A 16,931-nucleotide genomic window follows, 5' to 3' on the forward strand; every position below is an offset into this window, starting at 1 on the left:
TCAGAAGCTCAAGTGAAAACTAGTTCAATATTGGGCCAGTCCGATTGTGGAAAAGGTATGTTTGAAGATCCTCTTCAGAGAAGCGGAGCCCTCTGCCAACGTGGTAGAAGGGTATTTGTCTCGTCTCAACGAGGCGATACAGGCTTGCCCGTGAGATGCGAAGAAAAGCAGCTGCTTCAGGGGTGTCAGGAGCTTGGGTAGGTTGTGAGTTGTCTGTTGTTGAGCGTCTTTCATAAGGCAATCTATTTCTTGATCTTACTTTTATCATAGTCGATCGATGGCTTTGACGGAAGAGTAAATTATTCCCATGTGAGTTGATTAAGAATGAAAAGAAGGGGTCATCAGATCCCTTCTTTTCTGTCCCTTCATACCTCTACCAGTGTTGCCCACCCGTTGCCCGCGAGATGACGAAGGATTTAAATTTCCTAATGTTTTTGATAACTACTGAGTCAATAGTTTTGCGTGACCTCTTTTCTATTTAGTGCTAAGTGTAGCGATTATTTAATTTTTTTATCTTGCGGTTCGAGTCCCACCCCCGGAGCCATCGAAAAGAGCTACACATAGCTCTTTTTTATTATCCACTTTTTGAGTGTTGCCCACCGAGTGCCCAAAAAGTTTTTCCGAGGACTTTGTGATGGGTTCGAGAACCGCGACCGCATCACGCAGAGTTGATGGTGTAAGGTGTGCGTACCGCATCGTAGTATGTATATCTGAATGTCCAAGGAGTTCTTGAATAGCCCTCATTGAAACTCCTTTCATGGCAAGATGAGACGCGAATGTGTGCCTCAAAGTGTGCCAACCTATTTTTCTCATTCCTGCTCGTCGACACCAATTATGAATAGCATATTGCGGCGTTTTATGATCCATAGGACCCGCTGTCCGTCGCCGAAATACATAACCTTCACTTGGACCCAAAGCAAATAACGATTGACATACACTCGGTGTAAGTGGAATATGCCGCACACGGTTGTTTTTTGGCGAGCTCACTATCTTGCGGAAAGCAGCTCGTCGTACTGTGAGCAATCGTTGCTCAAAGTTTATATCACCCCACTGGAGACCCACAAGTTCACCGAGTCTCAAACCTGTCCTCAGAGCAACAAGTACCATGGTGTGCCAAAACGGATCCTTTATGCGATTCAGAAACATCTCACTTTCACCGAGGCTGAAGAAGTCAAATTTTTGAGGAGGAACAGTTAGAGGCTTGATATTTGGGCGATGTTGAATACCTATCCAATCTTCAGCACAGCGTAGCGATGTTCTAAGTACGATTAAATGGTTATTGATCGTCTTAGGTGAGAGACCAGTCTTGAGTTTTTCCGCTTTGTATCTTTCCACCTGCAAAGTTGTAATTTCATCAATTTTTTCACGACCAAAGAATGGAATAAGATGAGCATTTAACATTACACGTTTAGATTTCTGCTCTGAAGCTTTATTGTTAGTTTGAACATAGGTGGTATACCATTGTTCTGAAAACTCCTTGAATGTTGGAAGGTGTTGTTCTTTCTTTGTCACCATTATAGATTCCCCACGGGATAATCTCTGACGTAAAGTAAGTTCGAATGCTCTCGCACCCACTTGAGAGTTTTCGGGGCTTTTTTTTCGATAACGGATGCCTTCAACCCTGAAGTCAACCCACCAGGCATTCCGAATTTTGCGTGTACTCATAAGACATAAAATTATCTTCGGACTGATTCAACACGGCTACTTGCAAGGTATGCCTTAATATCTTCATCGGCAAACCGGAGACCACGACCAACTCTATGGAATGGTACAACTCGACTATCGACCAAACGATAAAGGCTTGCCTTTGAGATGCGCAGCAGAACAGCAGCTTCTTTTGGCGTGAGAAGAGTTGGAATTGAAGATGCAGCGATGTGTGAATCAGTCATAATTATAAGTTGTTAAAGAGCAACACTGGGCAATAGCTTGATGCTATTCGCAGGCAAAGCTATTTTACTCCATCTAAGATTTGTGTAAAGGGTGAGAGCAATGATATGCATAAGACTTAAATTAATTCAAGCTTATAAGTAACCAGAAGACCTGATAAGACTGGATTTTTTCACTACTCCGTCAACAATATTTCCACAGCCTTTTTCCACAACCTTTTTGGGCTAAGCTTAAATATTTTTTGTGAAATGAAGACTCATTGCACACGGGAGTATTTGTCGGAATAAGCAAATTGTCCTGTCTTTTAAGGATGGTCGCGAGAAACTATCTTGATATTATGGAATACAAACAATACAAAAAGATCCCAAACAAACTAAGAATGTGTCGTATTGCCTCTGGGCTAAAGCCAGAAATTGTAGCCGAGATATTGGGCTTTAAGCACAGTTCAAAAATCTCCTCTTGGGAGACTGGCACATCTATACCCACGCTCGTCAATGCCTTCAAACTTGCTGGTTTGTATAAGGTGTACGTGGAAGAACTCTTTTTTGATCTCATGCATGAAACCAGGAAAGAGATCACAGCGAAAGCTAATGAGGTATATTCTAGGCGGGGAATCTAAGGCAACTGATAATCCAAATGATTAGAGGTGTCAAGACATTTTAAGCATTTTATCTTGACGAGAAGAGGAAAAAGTAAATCCATGTCAGTGCACAAAGTCGATCTAATTCTTATTTGTATTTATACCGCCGGCGTTAAATAAATATAATTATTTAATAACGCCGTTACCGGCGGCGGGTTAACCAACAAACCATGAACTTACGATCCAAAGAAAAAAGTATCGCACAAGAAATTGCATCCAGTCTGAATGACCCTGAGAGTCTTTCATTGTACGAATTGTACGCCCGGAAGTACTCCGAACCCCTTCTTCGAAAAATCCTCGATGAGGTGCTTCGTGTTCCTGCTGAGCGAATTAAAAAAAGTCGAGGAGCATTATTTACTTATTTATTGAAAAAGTATGCCCACAGCAAGCAATACAACGATCGGGATTAACCTCGGTTCACGCTACGTTGGTACAGCAGTAATCATTGGTACCGAACTCAGAGAGTGGAGGCTTAGGGTAATTCGAGGGAAAACTTATATCGAAAAATTCCAACGCCTCACGTCAATCTTGTCACGCTTGGTTGACTCATATTCGCCGACATCGGTAACCCTAAAAAAATTCCATTCATCTAGAAGCTCTCCGATGTTGGATCGACTTCAACTTGAAGCAAAGGCATATCTGCAGGAGAATGGAATTACGGTTCATGAGTATACACTCGACCAAATCAAGGCATGGCTCCTTCCTGGAAAACGGGTGAGCAAAGCTAAGTTGGCAGAATTTATAGTCGCACAGTATCCGATCCTTTTTGAAGAGTGGGGACGAGAAAAATTGTTGAGACGACCTTACCACATGGTTGTCTTCGAATCTGTTGCCTTGGCAAATGCGTCTATCGACCAAATTGATAATCGAGAAGACACGGTTCATCCCTAATTTCCTGGAAAGTCATATTCTTGATTCTAAAAAAAAATATCTGTAATTTTACTCACTTTCAATTGGAACAACTATAACAATTTGAGGTTACTATGTCATTTATAGGTCCGAATGAATTATTTTTACTTGTAATTCTTGGTATCATTATCTATTTCATCGTTAAGGCAGCCAAAGGACGTCCCGTCAACTTTTCACATTGGCACCAACTCATTGATAATCTGCAACTGTCATCTCAGCACTTTTACACATCAGTTACGTTAAACATTAATGAACGTAAATTGCCGGATACCAAAATCTCGCGAGTTGACCATCACGAAGGCGGGGTGCTTTCAGCCAAGCGTGAATACTTGAGGGTGACCCGCAAAGAACATATTTTTGATATCTGTGCGGCCCCTTTTGCCAAAGGATTTTTTATCTCGTGGTGGTTAGGTGAGGATATCGGATCATTTCTGAACATTGTTATACGAATTCCGTTTCTAGGTCCCGCCTTGATCCGAATTTTCCGACCAGACACGTACTACCGGATTGATACCGCACTCATGTTTCAAGAATCCGTACATGCTTCAGTTCTTGAAATACTTGAGCAATCAACAAAGACTCAAGGCCTTCGCTCACTTAGTGAACTGGAACGGAAACCGATTCTCCGCGATCTGTTTAAACGGTAGAGTGGTGATTCGTGGATTCTGTAGCTGAACAATTGACCGAACAGTTCTACTTATGGGAACACCGCGGTCGAGGATGGCAGGTGTGGGACGCTCCTTGCGAGATCGAACCACCATTTGAACCGTTTCGGCTATATTCTCCCCGAGTTCGTCAGATCGATGACGGACGCAAACATACTTTACTAAGCGGTCTCATCGAACGCGTCCGCGACGGCTTCAATTCTACTACTCGTGAACAAGAGGCACCAAGTGAACAGTATGAGGATTCATTCATTACCCCCGAACCGTTTTTCGATGACTCTGAAATATTTGAAATAAGTATTGCTCTTCCTCCAGATGAAAAGGTAACAGCGGACCAAACAGAACAGTTTTTAGTGGCACTCTCGTTGTGTCGATCACCGATTAGCTTCGAGATTCTCGGAACAAGAGAAAAGATTATATATCAATTTACATGCCGGCAAGGAGACCAACCCACTATTGAAGGGGCTTTGAGAGGATATTTTCCTGGTGCTGTGCTTGAAAGTCACCAAGCAAAATTTTTCGATCAGGTAGACGCAAACTACTCACTGGTGGTCGATTTCGGTCTATCCGAAGAGTTCATGCGCCCACTTAGGACTTCCATCTCTCTTGACCATGATATTCTTATAAGCCTTGTAGCGGCTTTAGAAACCCTCCAAGAAGGCGAAGTCGGTATGTTACAGGTGTTATTCCATTCAACCCGTTTTCCATGGACTGAGAGTATTTTACGGTCAGTTTCCGATGGCCGTGGTGGTTGCTTTTTCGCCGATGCACCGGACATGCTTCAACTCGCACGAGAAAAAACCAAGCATCCTCTCTTCGCAGCTGTCATCAGAGTAGTTGGAATTAGTAATGAGCGTGAACGTTTATGGAACATAACCCGGGGACTTGCTAGTGGATTATTACAGCTATCAGATCCGCTCAGTAATGAACTCATTCCACTCACAAATGAATTTTATGATCCAGAAGTACACATTGTAGATGTTGTAAAGCGTATAAGTCATCGGAGTGGGATGCTCTTGAATAGTCGAGAGCTAGCGGCCATTGTTCATCCACCATCGGGTTCGATCCGTTCTACAAAACTCCTCCGGTACTTCACAAATACCCGACCTGTTCCCTCGACTGCTCAAGGCCATAGCCATGTGCTCGGTGAAAACCTCCACAAAGGAAAGACTGCCAAGGTTTCACTTGAAACACGACAACGTCTTAATCATATGCACATTATTGGTGCTACTGGAACTGGGAAATCTACTTTGCTTCACAATCTTATCGTCCAAGACATCGAGCAGGGTTATGGACTAGCTGTAATAGATCCACATGGTGATTTGATTGAACGGGTAATTGCTTGCGTACCGGGAAGGAGATTCAAAGATGTTGTACTCTTTGATCCTTCCGATGCCGAGAATCCCATTGGCATAAATATTCTTTCGGCCAAAGGAGAAGCGGAAAAAAACGTTGCCGCTTCCGATCTCGTCGCAGCTTTCAAGAGAATGTCGACGAGTTGGGGCGATCAAATGACTGTTGTACTTGGAAATGCGATTCAAGCTTTTCTTGAAAGCAATCGCGGTGGCACACTATTAGATTTACGGAAGTTCCTTCTTGAGGACGATTTTCGAAAAGAGTTTCTCAGAATTGTCACTGATGAGGAGATACGTTACTTCTGGGAAAAACAACACCATATTCTCAGGGGTAATACATTAGGTTCCATCCTAACAAGGTTGGATACTTTCCTGCGTCCAAAAATCATTCGGAAAGTAGTCGCTCCGAAAGTCGAACTCCATTTTGACGAAATTCTTGATTGCCAGAAAATACTCCTCGTGAAGCTCGCCCAGGGATTGATGGGCGAAGAAAATTCCACACTCCTAGGAACTTTGGTTGTCTCAAAGCTCCATCAGGGAGCTATGGCAAGGCAGTCACAAAAAGCTAGTGATAGAACACCGTTCTTTTTGTACATCGACGAATTCCAGAACTTTATCACTCCTTCTCTCGCCGGAGTATTAAGTGGTACCCGCAAATATGGTGTCGGGCTCATTCTCGCTCACCAGGAATTGCGTCAAATATTCAATCAAGATACCGGTGTGGCTAACTCCGTCATCTCTAACCCAGGAACAAGGATCTGTTTTCGGTTAGGAGATTTCGATGCACAGAAGCTGCAAGAAGGTTTTGCTCACTTTACATCACAAGACCTTCAAAACTTGGGGCTTGGTGAAGCAATCACCCGAGTCGATAAATCAGACTATGATTTTAACTTAAAAATCTTTCCACCACGAACCGTAAATCCTGAGACTGGAAAATCAAGACGTAAGAGAATTATTGAACAATCTCACGAAGGATATAAGCGTGCTACGTCCAAAGAAGATCAAGAGATTGAGACAGAAACAATTGAAACTCCAATTGTAGAGCAAGTTCCTTTACAAGCGCGTGTTGAAAGAAGAGAGATTAAAAAAGTAACAAAACCAATTGAACAAGAAACACAATCGGAACCCGTACAACCTATCATTACCCCTGAGCCCGTTGAGGATAAGACACAATCTCAGCACAGGTATTTACAAGCTCTCATAAAACGAATGGCTGAAGATCGAGGATTCCATGCGATCATTGAAGAGCCTACCCCAAACGGATTGGGTAGGATCGATGTTGGACTTGAACAAAATGGCAAAAAAATAGCCTGTGAAGTTTCGGTCACGACAGATGATCAACAGGAATTTCACAATATCGAGAAATGTCTCTCGGCTGGTTACGACAAAATCATTGTTTGCGCTCCTGACCGAAAAAAATTGGACAAGATCAAAACCTACACCACAAAGAAACTAAGTAGTGGCGATCAGGAGAAGATATTGTTCTTTGAGCCAGAAGCCCTTTTCGTTTATCTTGAGGGGCAGGTTGCACAACAGGCTATTAAAGAAGAGCGCGTGAAAGGGTATAGAGTGAAGGTGGAATATCAATCGATGAGTGAATCTGAACGAAGTAAAAAGCGCGAATCGGTAGCACAGGTTGTTTTACAGTCGATACAACGTCTAAAAGGAAAACAGTGAATACGCGTTTTGTACAAAAGATAATCGAATTCTGTTAGAAAGATTTTACCTACTTTAAAACAATGGAAGTCTTGGTCATTACCGAGTAAGCTTACTACTGTCGGTACAATAGTTGGTATTGTTTCCTTGATCTTTACACTTCTTCCGCTACTTCATGTAGGAAACGACAATCCAAACAGATTTAACCCTTCGTCTCTCCGATCGGCATCTCAAGAGGAGGTTCGATCTATCGCCATTCTCGATTTGAACAATGAAAAATTAGAGATTGATGAACCATACTCTTATGGTATCACTAGAGATCTCATAGCAGATATTACTAAGACCAGACCAGTTCAGATAGTTACTATTGCGCAACCATAAAAGCACACTCGCTCATTAGTGGGTGATGCCCAATAGTGATTTAATCCAGTGTATAGGTGATTCCTTCGATTAAAGGAAGTACTTGAAGTTGAGATGTTGAGTATGCTGACGTATTTTGTATTTCACGTTCTGTAACGGTTTGACTAAAATGAATAGGAATTAGTTGTCTAATATTCGCGTCTTGGGCGATAGAAATAGCTCGGGATATCGTTGCATGATAGTCGGAAAGAACATTTCTATCGACAAGCCATGATTCGTGGAGGAGACATTTTGTCCCATATGCGAAACTTGCAGCTTGGTCAGTGATGCCTGTATCTGTCATATAGCAAACTTGGTCAGCCAATCTAATTGCGAGCGATCCACCTTTGTGAGGTTGTTTAAGAAAAGAAATCTTGATGTCATCAACCACAATAGAATATGAATCATATTCTAGTAACTCAATGTCAAGATCAAATTTCTTGAGCGGGGTACCAAATATCGGAGGTTGGGTAATGAGATCACACGCATAACCCAATCCATAATCTAATATTTTATTGCTGGGACCTACGAGACGAATTTTTCGTTCTCCTTTCTTAAATAAACCAGTTAAGTAAGTCAATCCCATGATATGATCAAGATGGTAGTGCGAAAACAGTATGTTAAGAGTTTGTGATTTCAGCAGTTGCTTGACCTGCGGTGATCTGAATCTGGAGATTCCAGTTCCGCAGTCTAGTAGAAAATCTTTGTCATTAATTTGAACCAAGATACACATGGTTTGTCTGTCATCGATTGGCATCCAACCACGTGATCCGAGAAGTGTTATTTTCGTAGCCATATTGTCGTTTGAATTATTAATAGTATTTTGAATTATTGCACTATGATTCCTACTGCAAAAGACGTTTTAACAAAATAAAGGATCTCGTACCTATTGCTATGACCAAGGCACCCATTATCCATGCAATCACATTCGATGGAAGGGGGCTTGAAAGGTCAAGTATAATCCAAGCAATGAGAATGAGTAGAAGCATACTTGTTGACCCGAGTCCCAAAAGTATTGAAAACCTAATTGCTTTCACACTTTTTTTGATATTCTCATTATGAGAAACGAAACGTGAGCGAAAAGTGTATAATGGTAGACTGATTCTGTGTACCTCACGAACACGTTGAAGAGTTAGTAGAGCCCAGCAAGTTTTTTGCACATCTGAATAAAAGCTGCCATCGTTTCGTCTGCCACCTTGACGGAAAATCTTAAAATATGTATCTCTGAGCAAGGATGATGTTGCTAGTTTTTCTTCTTCCCCCAAAGCGATCAACGCTGCGCAATATGGAACGAATGACCAACTGTCAATTTTTGCAGTACCGACATATGATTCGAGCGTTCTAATTATCTTCTGAACTCTTTCCTCAATAGACGTTCTTTGTGAATTGCCTAGCGATCGACAACCCATAACAATTTCACCTAGGAAGTATGGAGAAAATATGGCAGGGTTCTCGATTGAAACTACGAACTCGCTGAATGGGGTAGAGAGTTCATCTCGTTCATTATGCATGCCAATTGCATCAAGCAAACGAATAATTCTTGCATAGTGATGAGCGGTCTCGTGGTCGATTGCACTCAAGTTAGCGGATGCTTCTTTGAAGAGTCTCCGAGCTTCTTTTTCGTAGAATTCGTCAAAAAGGCCGGATTTATGTACTGCGTAAAGAGATATACCCCTAATCCAATATCGAGGGAATTGACCCCAACCAGACTCAAAGCATGATCTAATCCACTGAACTGATTGTCGACATCTCTCATTGATCATTTCGGTGGAACAATCAGCAAGGGAGATATTTGACCACGATTGGAGAACCATAATTGCCATAGAGGTAGATGTTAAATTGCGTTCCCCCCAAAAACCTTCAGTATTTCGGTGTTGCAGAAGCCATTCCAATCCCGAAATAATGGTATCTTTGTGCTCGACATTTGCTAAAGTAACAACTTCATAATTCTCTAGTTCTGTTTGAAGTACCTGAGATAATTTGGAAAAATCTGATAATCCTTTCATTCCCGTGTTCTTAAGTAGCATTATATAATTCCTTCTCCAAGAGGTCAAGTGTCTGCGATATTGAGAGTTCAGATGTATCAATCATCAGTCTTTTTACTCCGTGAATTTTTTCTGTAAGTCTTGGAGCCAAAAACCTAGGTGGAATTCCATGCTGTCCGAATTTGGCAAATGCCTCATTTATATTGTGGACATAATCTTTGTCAAACGGATTAAAATGCCGGCTGCTTGATTTTCTGCGTCTTTCAAGTCGTTGTAAAATCAAATTACTGGAACATGTGAGAATAATGAGATACGTTGGAGTAATCCAAACGGGCTCAAGGTTGTTAACAATTCGTGCAAAGAGCTCTTGTTCTCTTTCGTTACAGTACCCCATCTTCAATAGAACATCTACATAAATTGACGTATCAAGAAATCCGTATCGATCAGTCACTACACCATTGGAGTATTTTGATATTAAATCGTGTTGTCTCTTTCGCTCAACAATGTAGTGAATAAAACTAAGAATAGCAGATTTGGAAAAGGGATTAGATTTTGTCTTTGGGAGTAATGAAAATCCTAACTTGATTGACAAGGCTTTGGCAACCGTGGATTTCCCAACCCCATGACATCCCATTATAGATACTAGATGGATTTGTTTGGATTGGCCTGTTTTCATTTGACTCTCGCTAATTCATATGGCAATAGGATATCTAAATAAAGTTTAAGTGTTCCGGTTTAATGTCTAAGGTAGTAAGAAGTTTGTTGAGTTGGTCATACTTACACAAAAAAGGGCAATCTCCATTTCCAACCATACGAATGGTGGCGTTTAGGAGTCGGTTTCTTCTTTGAAACCAATCGTTCTCTAAAATGCTGCCAGTACAATACTTCTTTTTGTATCGCTGATGTGGACAAAGATATGTATTACCATCAGCGCCGACCATGATGACGAAATGTGGTGCAAAACAATTTGAGTTTCGCTGTTCTCTATTCATCAGTTTGTTGTATTTGTCGATGCTTGCTATCACCCGCATAGAACCATTTGAGTAAGACGAACATATCTCAATATTTTCTGCCAAAGATTTTTTGTGAGCGACCTTATCTTCTCGGCTAGGATTTTGAGGCGGTCGAAATTGACAATAGTCAATACCGAGCTCACCTCCAAGGTGGACGAATGCTTCCATTTCAGAAAGATTGTGTTGGGTCGTTAACATTGATATACCTAATGTTGTTGTCGAACGATAAATCTTTTTTCTTTCGACTAGTATCCGGATATTATTTAAAATCTTATCAAATATTCCCACTGGTGTTCCATGCATTAGTCTGTATATTGAAGGAGTTGCTGAGTCGATGCTTATTCTAATCCATTGACAATTCCGTAACAAAACAGATGAGATTTGAGGTTCCAAGTGATATCCATTTGTGATAATTGCAGTTTCCATATTTAGTGATCGCGAAAATTCAATCGCTCTAAGTGTAAAAGGATTCTCTAGTGGTTCCCCACCTCCAGTAAATAATACTCCCCGAATTCCAACGTTTGATAGATTTGTTAATGCCTTCTTGATATTACTCCATTTTGCGAAACTTTCCTTAATAGTGATTTTCCGATAAGGACAATGCGGACAATGGTGGGAGCACAGCAAGGTCATATCGAAACTTGCAGTGATGGGTGAAACTGATTCTCTTGCCATCCAACACTTGAGTCGATCAAGATGTTGGCACACCTTATAAGGAGAAAGAAAGGTAATATTATCTGGTTTTTGCATGTAAATAGTATATAATAGCTGTTTTAATTATTTGAATTATGTCGCGGATATCATCGTCAGTGTAATTTTCGCTAATAGTCCATTTATAAGCATTTTGGCAATATGAGTATGCCGTAGGACATACAAATCTTGATACAGCGCTTTGGAGACCAAGTATTTTGGCACAACTTTTAGGTAGGTAGTAATAGCGTGCCATCTCAAGATCACTCAAACCTAGGTACTTGATTGTTCTAACGATTTGGATGGGATTGCAAAAAACTTTGGGTGATAATCTAAAGTGATACATCCAGGCAACATTCTGTCCGCCATTTGGTGATTTTGGAAGATATAGTTGAGGAATGTCTCGCAGACCTTCATCAAGATGTTGAACGATTTTAAGGCGTCGAGACATCACAGAAGAAAGATTTTTCAGTTGAGCTAGCGCCAAAGCCATATCGAGTTTTGAGCACCTGTAGTTGTAACCAAGCAAATAGTGTGAACGCCCGAAGTTCCTTATGTATTTCCCTCCCCTGAGAATACCCATTAGGGATATGGCGTTTGCTAGTTTTTTTGAATCTGTTAGGGCAACTGCACCTGTTTCACCAGCCCAATGCTTTTCGCTGGAGAAACTAAAGAGGCTAATATCACCAAAAGATCCGGTGAGCTTTTCTTTGTATGATGCAAATGGTGCTTGACAACAATCCTCAACTACATGAATATGTTGCTTTTTTGCAATTGCCAAGATTCTATCAATTTCACACGTGATCCCCCAGAAATGAACGGCAACAATGGCTTTTGTTCGAGATGTGATCTTCCTGGACAATATTATGGGATCAATGTTTCCATTATTTGGATCTACATCACAGAACACAGGAGTGCCACCCAATGCGATTATTGCGAAGAGAGTAGCATAGTCTGAAATGGCTGGACATATAACCTCGTCACCAGGTCCAATCCCCAGTGCAAACAATGCTGCATGACCTGCTGATGTGCAATTGCTAAGTGGGACTACATATTGTCGCCGTGTGCGCTCAATAATTTCGGATTTAAATTCTTCCTGGATCGATTTATCTGAAAAGCCCGTCGAGAGTAGTCTACTGATCAACTTCATTGCAACTGGGATATTAACCGATCTCGGGTAATTGCCTGGTAATGGTCTGCGTTCGTCTCTAATTGGTTTCATTGTTTCCATTTGGGCGTTAAGTATATGGGTTATGCTATCTAACGATTGTACTCACACATGATTTTGCTGCATAATTCGTGCGATAAAAAACTATCTAGTTCATTGTTTGGTGTCACTATATTAGAAATTCAAGTTGTTAGTTTGTATAAAACGTACATCGTTGATTAATCTTGCGAACAAATAAGTGTACAGAGCGTTTTCATTTGAGCCAACTCAAGCGGTGTTATTGATAAATGCTGCCACTCGTACAATGCACCATAAGGCGCTACCCTCCCTGTTAATGCTGATGTTAGGGAAATATTTCTATTCTGCACTTTTTTCCTCAAAGGTTCTCTCCAATAAATTTGTTTTTGAATATATTGTCGATAATCCACTGATAACTTCCACGCATCAAGCACACCTAGTATTGATTTACATTGCCAATAAATTGTCGTATGTATAGTCGATGAAAACGGCACAATTATCGAACATCGTTCAATGAAATCACCAGCTGAATTGGTCGAAATACATTATCACTCATGGTCAGTTGAACATCTTGCTGACCTTTGATAAAGCGTTATATGCCGTACCGTTATCCGCTTTTAATATATGTCTCCTAAAATTGAATGATATTATTTCAGCTTCCTGATACACCATCTCCATGGACCTGTCCAGTAGTCACTCTGTGCAACGTGCTAAACGATGATTCAAATTCCGATACTTTCAGAGAAAACTCGTCTATCTCGCTTTCAAGCTTCGATATGGAAACATCAGACAATTCAAATCGCTCTATCTTACCAGCGAATTGTGTTTGAAAGTGAGCTTGCCTATAAAGATTATAAGCAGGAGTTTGGCTGTCGAATTCAAAGCAAGGTGATTCGTATGCTTGACGTCCATATGGATATGGATTCAGTAGTACACTATCTTTTGTAAGTATTCCAAAACATGTTGGAGTACCACGATAAAGGTATACAGAAACAAGTTCTTTTTCCGATCCGACAAAACTCAGTATAATTCTTAGACTCTTTATGATTTCACGAGCAATCTCTCCAGGATCTCTTCCCTCTTGTGCTGCCCGGAAATCAGCAAACAGTGGATGTGTAAGCATAAACTTGATTTCGACACCATCATGCATTTTCTTCTTGAGTGTCTCTATCACATGTTTGAAATGCCTGTCTTGAAGGAACCCCAAGAGAGATGATCCAACGATGAATAGTCCGTCCTTTTCATCTTCTATTATCGTATGGAACTTACTTTTTTGAAGGGCTTGTTCTCTGCTAATATACGTTTTTGCCAGTCCAACTTCAGACGAGCTTTCCACAAGTGTGAAACGCTCAGCGCATGGCATTCCAAGCCTGCTTCCTATTACTGAAGCTAACTCTTTTGCATTTTCTGAGAGGTCCATTAATCCTGCTGAAAGCATGATAATAGATACCGATGCGGAAGCAGTGAATGTCACGCCGAATGTTATCAGTACTATTGACCACCATTTATCTGTAGGTTGGAATATGCCGATCAAGGTAAGCAGAATACCAACTATCAATGTTAGGATAATTAACGTTTTCCGAACATTATGCGTAGAACGATAATCCTTTTCTCTTATGCTATTATCCCATTTCCTCATTTTTGTTCCTTTCAATGAATATGATTTTTCAGGGTATCAATTTTTATCACTCAATTCTGTTGTGTGTTAAACCTCATGGCAAACAACAAGCGCGAAAACCACGCTACGTTGTGACTGACGCCCTTATGAGCGATGTGGATGCACTCACTTTCAAATTGTTTGGTAGTTGTCCATGAAACGGAATCTTCAATAATTCGTATGCTTTTTATGATGAGTGAATGTTTGTAACAACGTTCTCTAAAAACATGCAATGACGTTGCGAATTATAATAAATAAATTTCATTTTAGTAACGGCATTGAGCGATTCGAGACTCAATGTCGAAGAATCATTCAGGATATTTAGTTTGAGTGTTATTTTTTGCATGTTAGCTGGCATTTGCCAAACAAGTGTGAAAATCATTGTGCAAATTCCTCAAATATTGATTTCGCTGAAATACCGCAAACGTTTTTCTTCTGTTTCGTGTACTTATGCTCAAGAGAGCTTAGACCATCGTTTAATGATTTTGAATTTATTCCAAATTGTTTTGACTTGTAAGCCTCAAGAAAGGCAGCCAGATGATCAGAGAGTCTTATAATCTCCCCATCAATGGGATCAAAATTGTCAGTGTTATATTTTGAATTTATGGCTTTTACTTTTTCTATTACCCTTTCCACTCGAATTCTATTGCTAAATTCATCCTTTGTAAAATAGCGAATCTCCAGTCTCATTATTTCATCTTCGAGTAAAGGATAAATTTCTTGATCTGTAAACTCCTCTTCGATTTTTCCAATAACAGTAGGCATGTTTTCTGTTGAACCCTTTACTGGAGATATAATATCCCTAGTTACGGCTTCGGGTAGATCATGGAAAAGACCTCCGAAATAATTATTATATCGGCGACGAGGGCATGCATTAACATCAATGGAAGCTAAGTAAGAAAAAGTGGCAACAAGTAAAGTATGTCCTAAAACTGAAGTTCGCGGCACTCTAGGTGTTTGTCCCCAGCGAACTTGAAATCGAAGTTGACCACAAAGATCAATAAAACTTGAGAGTTTCTGCTTTGTCACGATCTTCTGCATACCTACCAAAGAAAGTGATTTTTCGATGTCCAGCATTATTTGTTTTTCGATGTTCTCGATCTGGTATCCATTGGGATTGAACTGTTTGATTATTTGGAACTCCCAATATGTGGCATATTTATGCGCTCCATTTAGTATTGCTTTTTCCAATGGACCGAGGTAGTTCTCTTCGAAAAGATATTGTCGGAAATCTTTTTTAAAACTTTCGTTCTCACATAAAGAGTCGAAAGCATCGTATATCCAAGTGTTCAATTCCTTATATACGTCTGAATATTCTACTTTTATTTTCCGATACACAGTCGATTTCATATCAGCGATTGCAATTCGGCGTAGCAGTTCAAATATGCCACCCTTAATGATTTTATCCCAATCGATAGTCTTACCAATTTGCTCTTCGTGCTTTCCGAGACAATATGCAATTACCATTTTGTGAGCATTTTTCTCCATTTCCGTCAAATCCAGAGGTCGGATTCTGTCGTTCCAACGTTGGATGTTGAATGCTTCAAATAGGTGAAGAAGGAGGGAACGTTTTAACATGGTTGACATCGTTTGTTCCTTTCGTAACTATTGATATTTGTGTGAGGCAAATGCCAACTAACGTTTTGCATAAACATGCATTGCTGTTGCGAACTCTCATGGACAAATTCTCTGTGAAGCAACGGCATTTAATGAGTACAATAAATTTTCATATGATAAAGCGAATGAATTTTTTACAATTGTTAGCTGGCGTTGTGTAATTACTAATTCTGCTTGCAAGTTAATGTCTGAAACGTTCACGTGCCTGTAACAGCTTGTACCAGCTCGCATAGACCCAAAGAGTCCAGCTAAGCAGAACAAGAAATACCCTTGCGTTAAAGATGCCCCACAAAGAACTGATAGTTTTTTCATTAATAAAAGGAGCAGATTCGATGTTACTAATCAGTATTGTGGAAGCTAGCAGACATAAAAATGAGAGTAAAAGACTGATTTCCTCGAAAAGATTTAGTGCCGGATTCTTTCCAAAATGGAGCATAGCCTTCTTTTTGTCTTTTGCATTTTGGAAAATCAATCGTTTAGGTCGAGAGACTAAGAAAGAAGATAGCGGGCCCCATAGCAGTAGAACAAGTAATGTCACATCGGTTATTCTTGAATGATGTTGCTCATTTGGGGAAGGTGTATCCAATGACATGCTTGCAAGGATAGTCCACAAGACACTTCCAAGTGTTAACAAAAATGCCTTCCAATATCGAAGTACTAGAATTAGTAGACTTTTGACCAAGTCGTCAATCGTTTTACTAGCAGCTTTTACTTCATCGTCAAGATTTGCGTTGAGATTTAAAGGTTTAATTATCAGTTCAGGTACGTAAATCATATTAACCTCTTTATTCTTGTCAATCACTTTCACCTCTTCTATTATAGAATGGGTAAAATAGAAATATATCAAATCAACAATCAAGAAGTAGAGAGCAATTAAAGGTAAAACAAATATATTTGCAGTAGCGAAAATACCTAACCAGAAAAACCATGAGGGAAATACAAACGAATTGCCAAAGGCTCTAAAGAGATTGGCCATATTATCCTTCAGTAACCAAGGAAGCAGAACAGTTAGCCCAGCCCCCCCTACAAAGGTGCCTGCAATTCTGTGCAATGTAGAAATTCTTACTTCGGAACGCTGTAAGAATGCTGTGTTTCTATCTGCACTTCCTGTTGTGTCATTTTTTATGTCTTCTTCCATAAATATTCTCAGGTTTTATTTAGAAATTTAATTCACAATGCGAGCTAACGTGTGCAGGTATTACGCCGTTTGTTTTGTCGCTATCTACTGACCAATTGTTCTACGGCAAAACAAATGGAGCGAACACTTTAATT

18 protein-coding genes are annotated in these 16,931 nt (G+C 40.3%); 6 read left to right on the forward strand and 12 right to left on the reverse strand.

Translation table 11 applies throughout. The annotated features are described in order from the left end of the window. Nucleotides 1-19: 19 nt before the first annotated feature. The 3 genes from HZB59_06880 to HZB59_06890 all read right to left on the reverse strand — a co-directional run bounded on the left by HZB59_06880 (nucleotide 20) and on the right by HZB59_06890 (nucleotide 1,889). Nucleotides 20-268, reverse strand: coding sequence for a helix-turn-helix domain-containing protein (locus HZB59_06880; protein ID MBI5021141.1), 249 nt, complete (start codon nucleotides 266-268; stop codon nucleotides 20-22). Nucleotides 269-510: 242 nt separating this feature from the next. Continuing rightward, nucleotides 511-1,665, reverse strand: coding sequence for a site-specific integrase (locus HZB59_06885; protein ID MBI5021142.1), 1,155 nt, complete (start codon nucleotides 1,663-1,665; stop codon nucleotides 511-513). Nucleotides 1,666-1,676: 11 nt separating this feature from the next. Continuing rightward, entirely contained in the window at nucleotides 1,677-1,889 is a 213-nt protein-coding gene (locus HZB59_06890) for a helix-turn-helix domain-containing protein (GenBank protein ID MBI5021143.1), read from the reverse strand. A 335-nt stretch (nucleotides 1,890-2,224) separates the two neighbouring features. On the opposite strand from HZB59_06890, the gene HZB59_06895 reads away from it, so the two are divergent. From HZB59_06895 to HZB59_06920, 6 genes are all read left to right on the forward strand, one after another. Next, entirely contained in the window at nucleotides 2,225-2,506 is a 282-nt protein-coding gene (locus HZB59_06895) for a helix-turn-helix transcriptional regulator (protein ID MBI5021144.1), read from the forward strand. 191 nt (nucleotides 2,507-2,697) lie between these two features. Continuing rightward, nucleotides 2,698-2,937: a hypothetical protein gene (locus HZB59_06900; protein MBI5021145.1), complete on the forward strand. Its 240-nt coding sequence runs from the start codon at nucleotides 2,698-2,700 to the stop codon at nucleotides 2,935-2,937. Beyond that, nucleotides 2,903-3,418 (forward strand): hypothetical protein, encoded by a 516-nt coding sequence (locus HZB59_06905; protein ID MBI5021146.1) that lies wholly within the window; start codon nucleotides 2,903-2,905, stop codon nucleotides 3,416-3,418. The genes HZB59_06900 and HZB59_06905 overlap by 35 nt, the downstream gene beginning before the upstream one ends. A 92-nt stretch (nucleotides 3,419-3,510) precedes the next feature. Further along, the gene (locus HZB59_06910) at nucleotides 3,511-4,083 is read left to right on the forward strand and encodes a hypothetical protein (protein ID MBI5021147.1); all 573 of its coding nucleotides are present in this window, start codon (nucleotides 3,511-3,513) and stop codon (nucleotides 4,081-4,083) included. Between the two features lie 11 nt (nucleotides 4,084-4,094). Further along, nucleotides 4,095-7,133, forward strand: a complete 3,039-nt coding sequence (locus HZB59_06915; protein ID MBI5021148.1) for a type IV secretion system DNA-binding domain-containing protein — start codon at nucleotides 4,095-4,097, stop codon at nucleotides 7,131-7,133. A gap of 126 nt (nucleotides 7,134-7,259) precedes the next feature. Then, nucleotides 7,260-7,493, forward strand: coding sequence for a hypothetical protein (locus HZB59_06920; GenBank protein ID MBI5021149.1), 234 nt, complete (start codon nucleotides 7,260-7,262; stop codon nucleotides 7,491-7,493). 40 nt (nucleotides 7,494-7,533) lie between these two features. Here the strand turns inward: HZB59_06920 and HZB59_06925 are convergent, their stop codons facing one another. The 9 genes from HZB59_06925 to HZB59_06965 all read right to left on the reverse strand — a co-directional run bounded on the left by HZB59_06925 (nucleotide 7,534) and on the right by HZB59_06965 (nucleotide 16,797). Beyond that, complete coding sequence (locus HZB59_06925; protein ID MBI5021150.1) at nucleotides 7,534-8,307, reverse strand: MBL fold metallo-hydrolase; 774 nt, start codon at nucleotides 8,305-8,307, stop codon at nucleotides 7,534-7,536. A 49-nt stretch (nucleotides 8,308-8,356) separates the two neighbouring features. Continuing rightward, nucleotides 8,357-9,538: a hypothetical protein gene (locus tag HZB59_06930; GenBank protein MBI5021151.1), complete on the reverse strand. Its 1,182-nt coding sequence runs from the start codon at nucleotides 9,536-9,538 to the stop codon at nucleotides 8,357-8,359. Then, the gene (locus HZB59_06935) at nucleotides 9,528-10,172 is read right to left on the reverse strand and encodes a deoxynucleoside kinase (GenBank protein MBI5021152.1); all 645 of its coding nucleotides are present in this window, start codon (nucleotides 10,170-10,172) and stop codon (nucleotides 9,528-9,530) included. The genes HZB59_06930 and HZB59_06935 overlap by 11 nt, the downstream gene beginning before the upstream one ends. 34 nt (nucleotides 10,173-10,206) lie before the next feature. Further along, the gene (locus tag HZB59_06940; GenBank protein MBI5021153.1) at nucleotides 10,207-11,259 is read right to left on the reverse strand and encodes a radical SAM protein; all 1,053 of its coding nucleotides are present in this window, start codon (nucleotides 11,257-11,259) and stop codon (nucleotides 10,207-10,209) included. Continuing rightward, a complete protein-coding gene (locus HZB59_06945) occupies nucleotides 11,243-12,421 on the reverse strand; it encodes an aminotransferase class V-fold PLP-dependent enzyme (protein MBI5021154.1) in 1,179 nt (392 codons plus the stop codon). Before HZB59_06945 ends, HZB59_06940 begins: the two co-directional genes overlap by 17 nt. Before the next feature lie 164 nt (nucleotides 12,422-12,585). Then, nucleotides 12,586-12,879, reverse strand: a complete 294-nt coding sequence (locus HZB59_06950) for a hypothetical protein (protein ID MBI5021155.1) — start codon at nucleotides 12,877-12,879, stop codon at nucleotides 12,586-12,588. A 158-nt stretch (nucleotides 12,880-13,037) separates the two neighbouring features. Continuing rightward, the gene (locus HZB59_06955; GenBank protein MBI5021156.1) at nucleotides 13,038-14,024 is read right to left on the reverse strand and encodes a hypothetical protein; all 987 of its coding nucleotides are present in this window, start codon (nucleotides 14,022-14,024) and stop codon (nucleotides 13,038-13,040) included. Between the two features lie 396 nt (nucleotides 14,025-14,420). Beyond that, nucleotides 14,421-15,530, reverse strand: a complete 1,110-nt coding sequence (locus HZB59_06960; GenBank protein MBI5021157.1) for an HD domain-containing protein — start codon at nucleotides 15,528-15,530, stop codon at nucleotides 14,421-14,423. A 310-nt stretch (nucleotides 15,531-15,840) separates the two neighbouring features. Beyond that, complete coding sequence (locus tag HZB59_06965) at nucleotides 15,841-16,797, reverse strand: hypothetical protein (protein ID MBI5021158.1); 957 nt, start codon at nucleotides 16,795-16,797, stop codon at nucleotides 15,841-15,843. Nucleotides 16,798-16,931 lie beyond the last annotated feature (134 nt).

The organism is Ignavibacteriales bacterium (assembly GCA_016214905.1).
In the GTDB taxonomy this organism is placed as follows: Bacteria; Bacteroidota; Ignavibacteria; order UBA10030; family SZUA-254; genus PNNN01.

Coding starts and splice junctions, on each gene's coding strand:
- HZB59_06945 (MBI5021154.1), bottom strand. CDS start 12,421: ATGAAACCAATTAGAGACGAACGCAGACCATTACCAGGCAATTACCCG.
- HZB59_06895 (MBI5021144.1), top strand. CDS start 2,225: ATGGAATACAAACAATACAAAAAGATCCCAAACAAACTAAGAATGTGT.
- HZB59_06930 (MBI5021151.1), bottom strand. CDS start 9,538: ATGCTACTTAAGAACACGGGAATGAAAGGATTATCAGATTTTTCCAAA.
- HZB59_06935 (MBI5021152.1), bottom strand. CDS start 10,172: ATGAAAACAGGCCAATCCAAACAAATCCATCTAGTATCTATAATGGGA.
- HZB59_06940 (MBI5021153.1), bottom strand. CDS start 11,259: ATGCAAAAACCAGATAATATTACCTTTCTTTCTCCTTATAAGGTGTGC.
- HZB59_06965 (MBI5021158.1), bottom strand. CDS start 16,797: ATGGAAGAAGACATAAAAAATGACACAACAGGAAGTGCAGATAGAAAC.
- HZB59_06885 (MBI5021142.1), bottom strand. CDS start 1,665: ATGAGTACACGCAAAATTCGGAATGCCTGGTGGGTTGACTTCAGGGTT.
- HZB59_06960 (MBI5021157.1), bottom strand. CDS start 15,530: ATGGAGAAAAATGCTCACAAAATGGTAATTGCATATTGTCTCGGAAAG.
- HZB59_06955 (MBI5021156.1), bottom strand. CDS start 14,024: ATGAGGAAATGGGATAATAGCATAAGAGAAAAGGATTATCGTTCTACG.
- HZB59_06890 (MBI5021143.1), bottom strand. CDS start 1,889: ATGACTGATTCACACATCGCTGCATCTTCAATTCCAACTCTTCTCACG.
- HZB59_06925 (MBI5021150.1), bottom strand. CDS start 8,307: ATGGCTACGAAAATAACACTTCTCGGATCACGTGGTTGGATGCCAATC.
- HZB59_06880 (MBI5021141.1), bottom strand. CDS start 268: ATGATAAAAGTAAGATCAAGAAATAGATTGCCTTATGAAAGACGCTCA.
- HZB59_06905 (MBI5021146.1), top strand. CDS start 2,903: ATGCCCACAGCAAGCAATACAACGATCGGGATTAACCTCGGTTCACGC.
- HZB59_06910 (MBI5021147.1), top strand. CDS start 3,511: ATGTCATTTATAGGTCCGAATGAATTATTTTTACTTGTAATTCTTGGT.
- HZB59_06900 (MBI5021145.1), top strand. CDS start 2,698: ATGAACTTACGATCCAAAGAAAAAAGTATCGCACAAGAAATTGCATCC.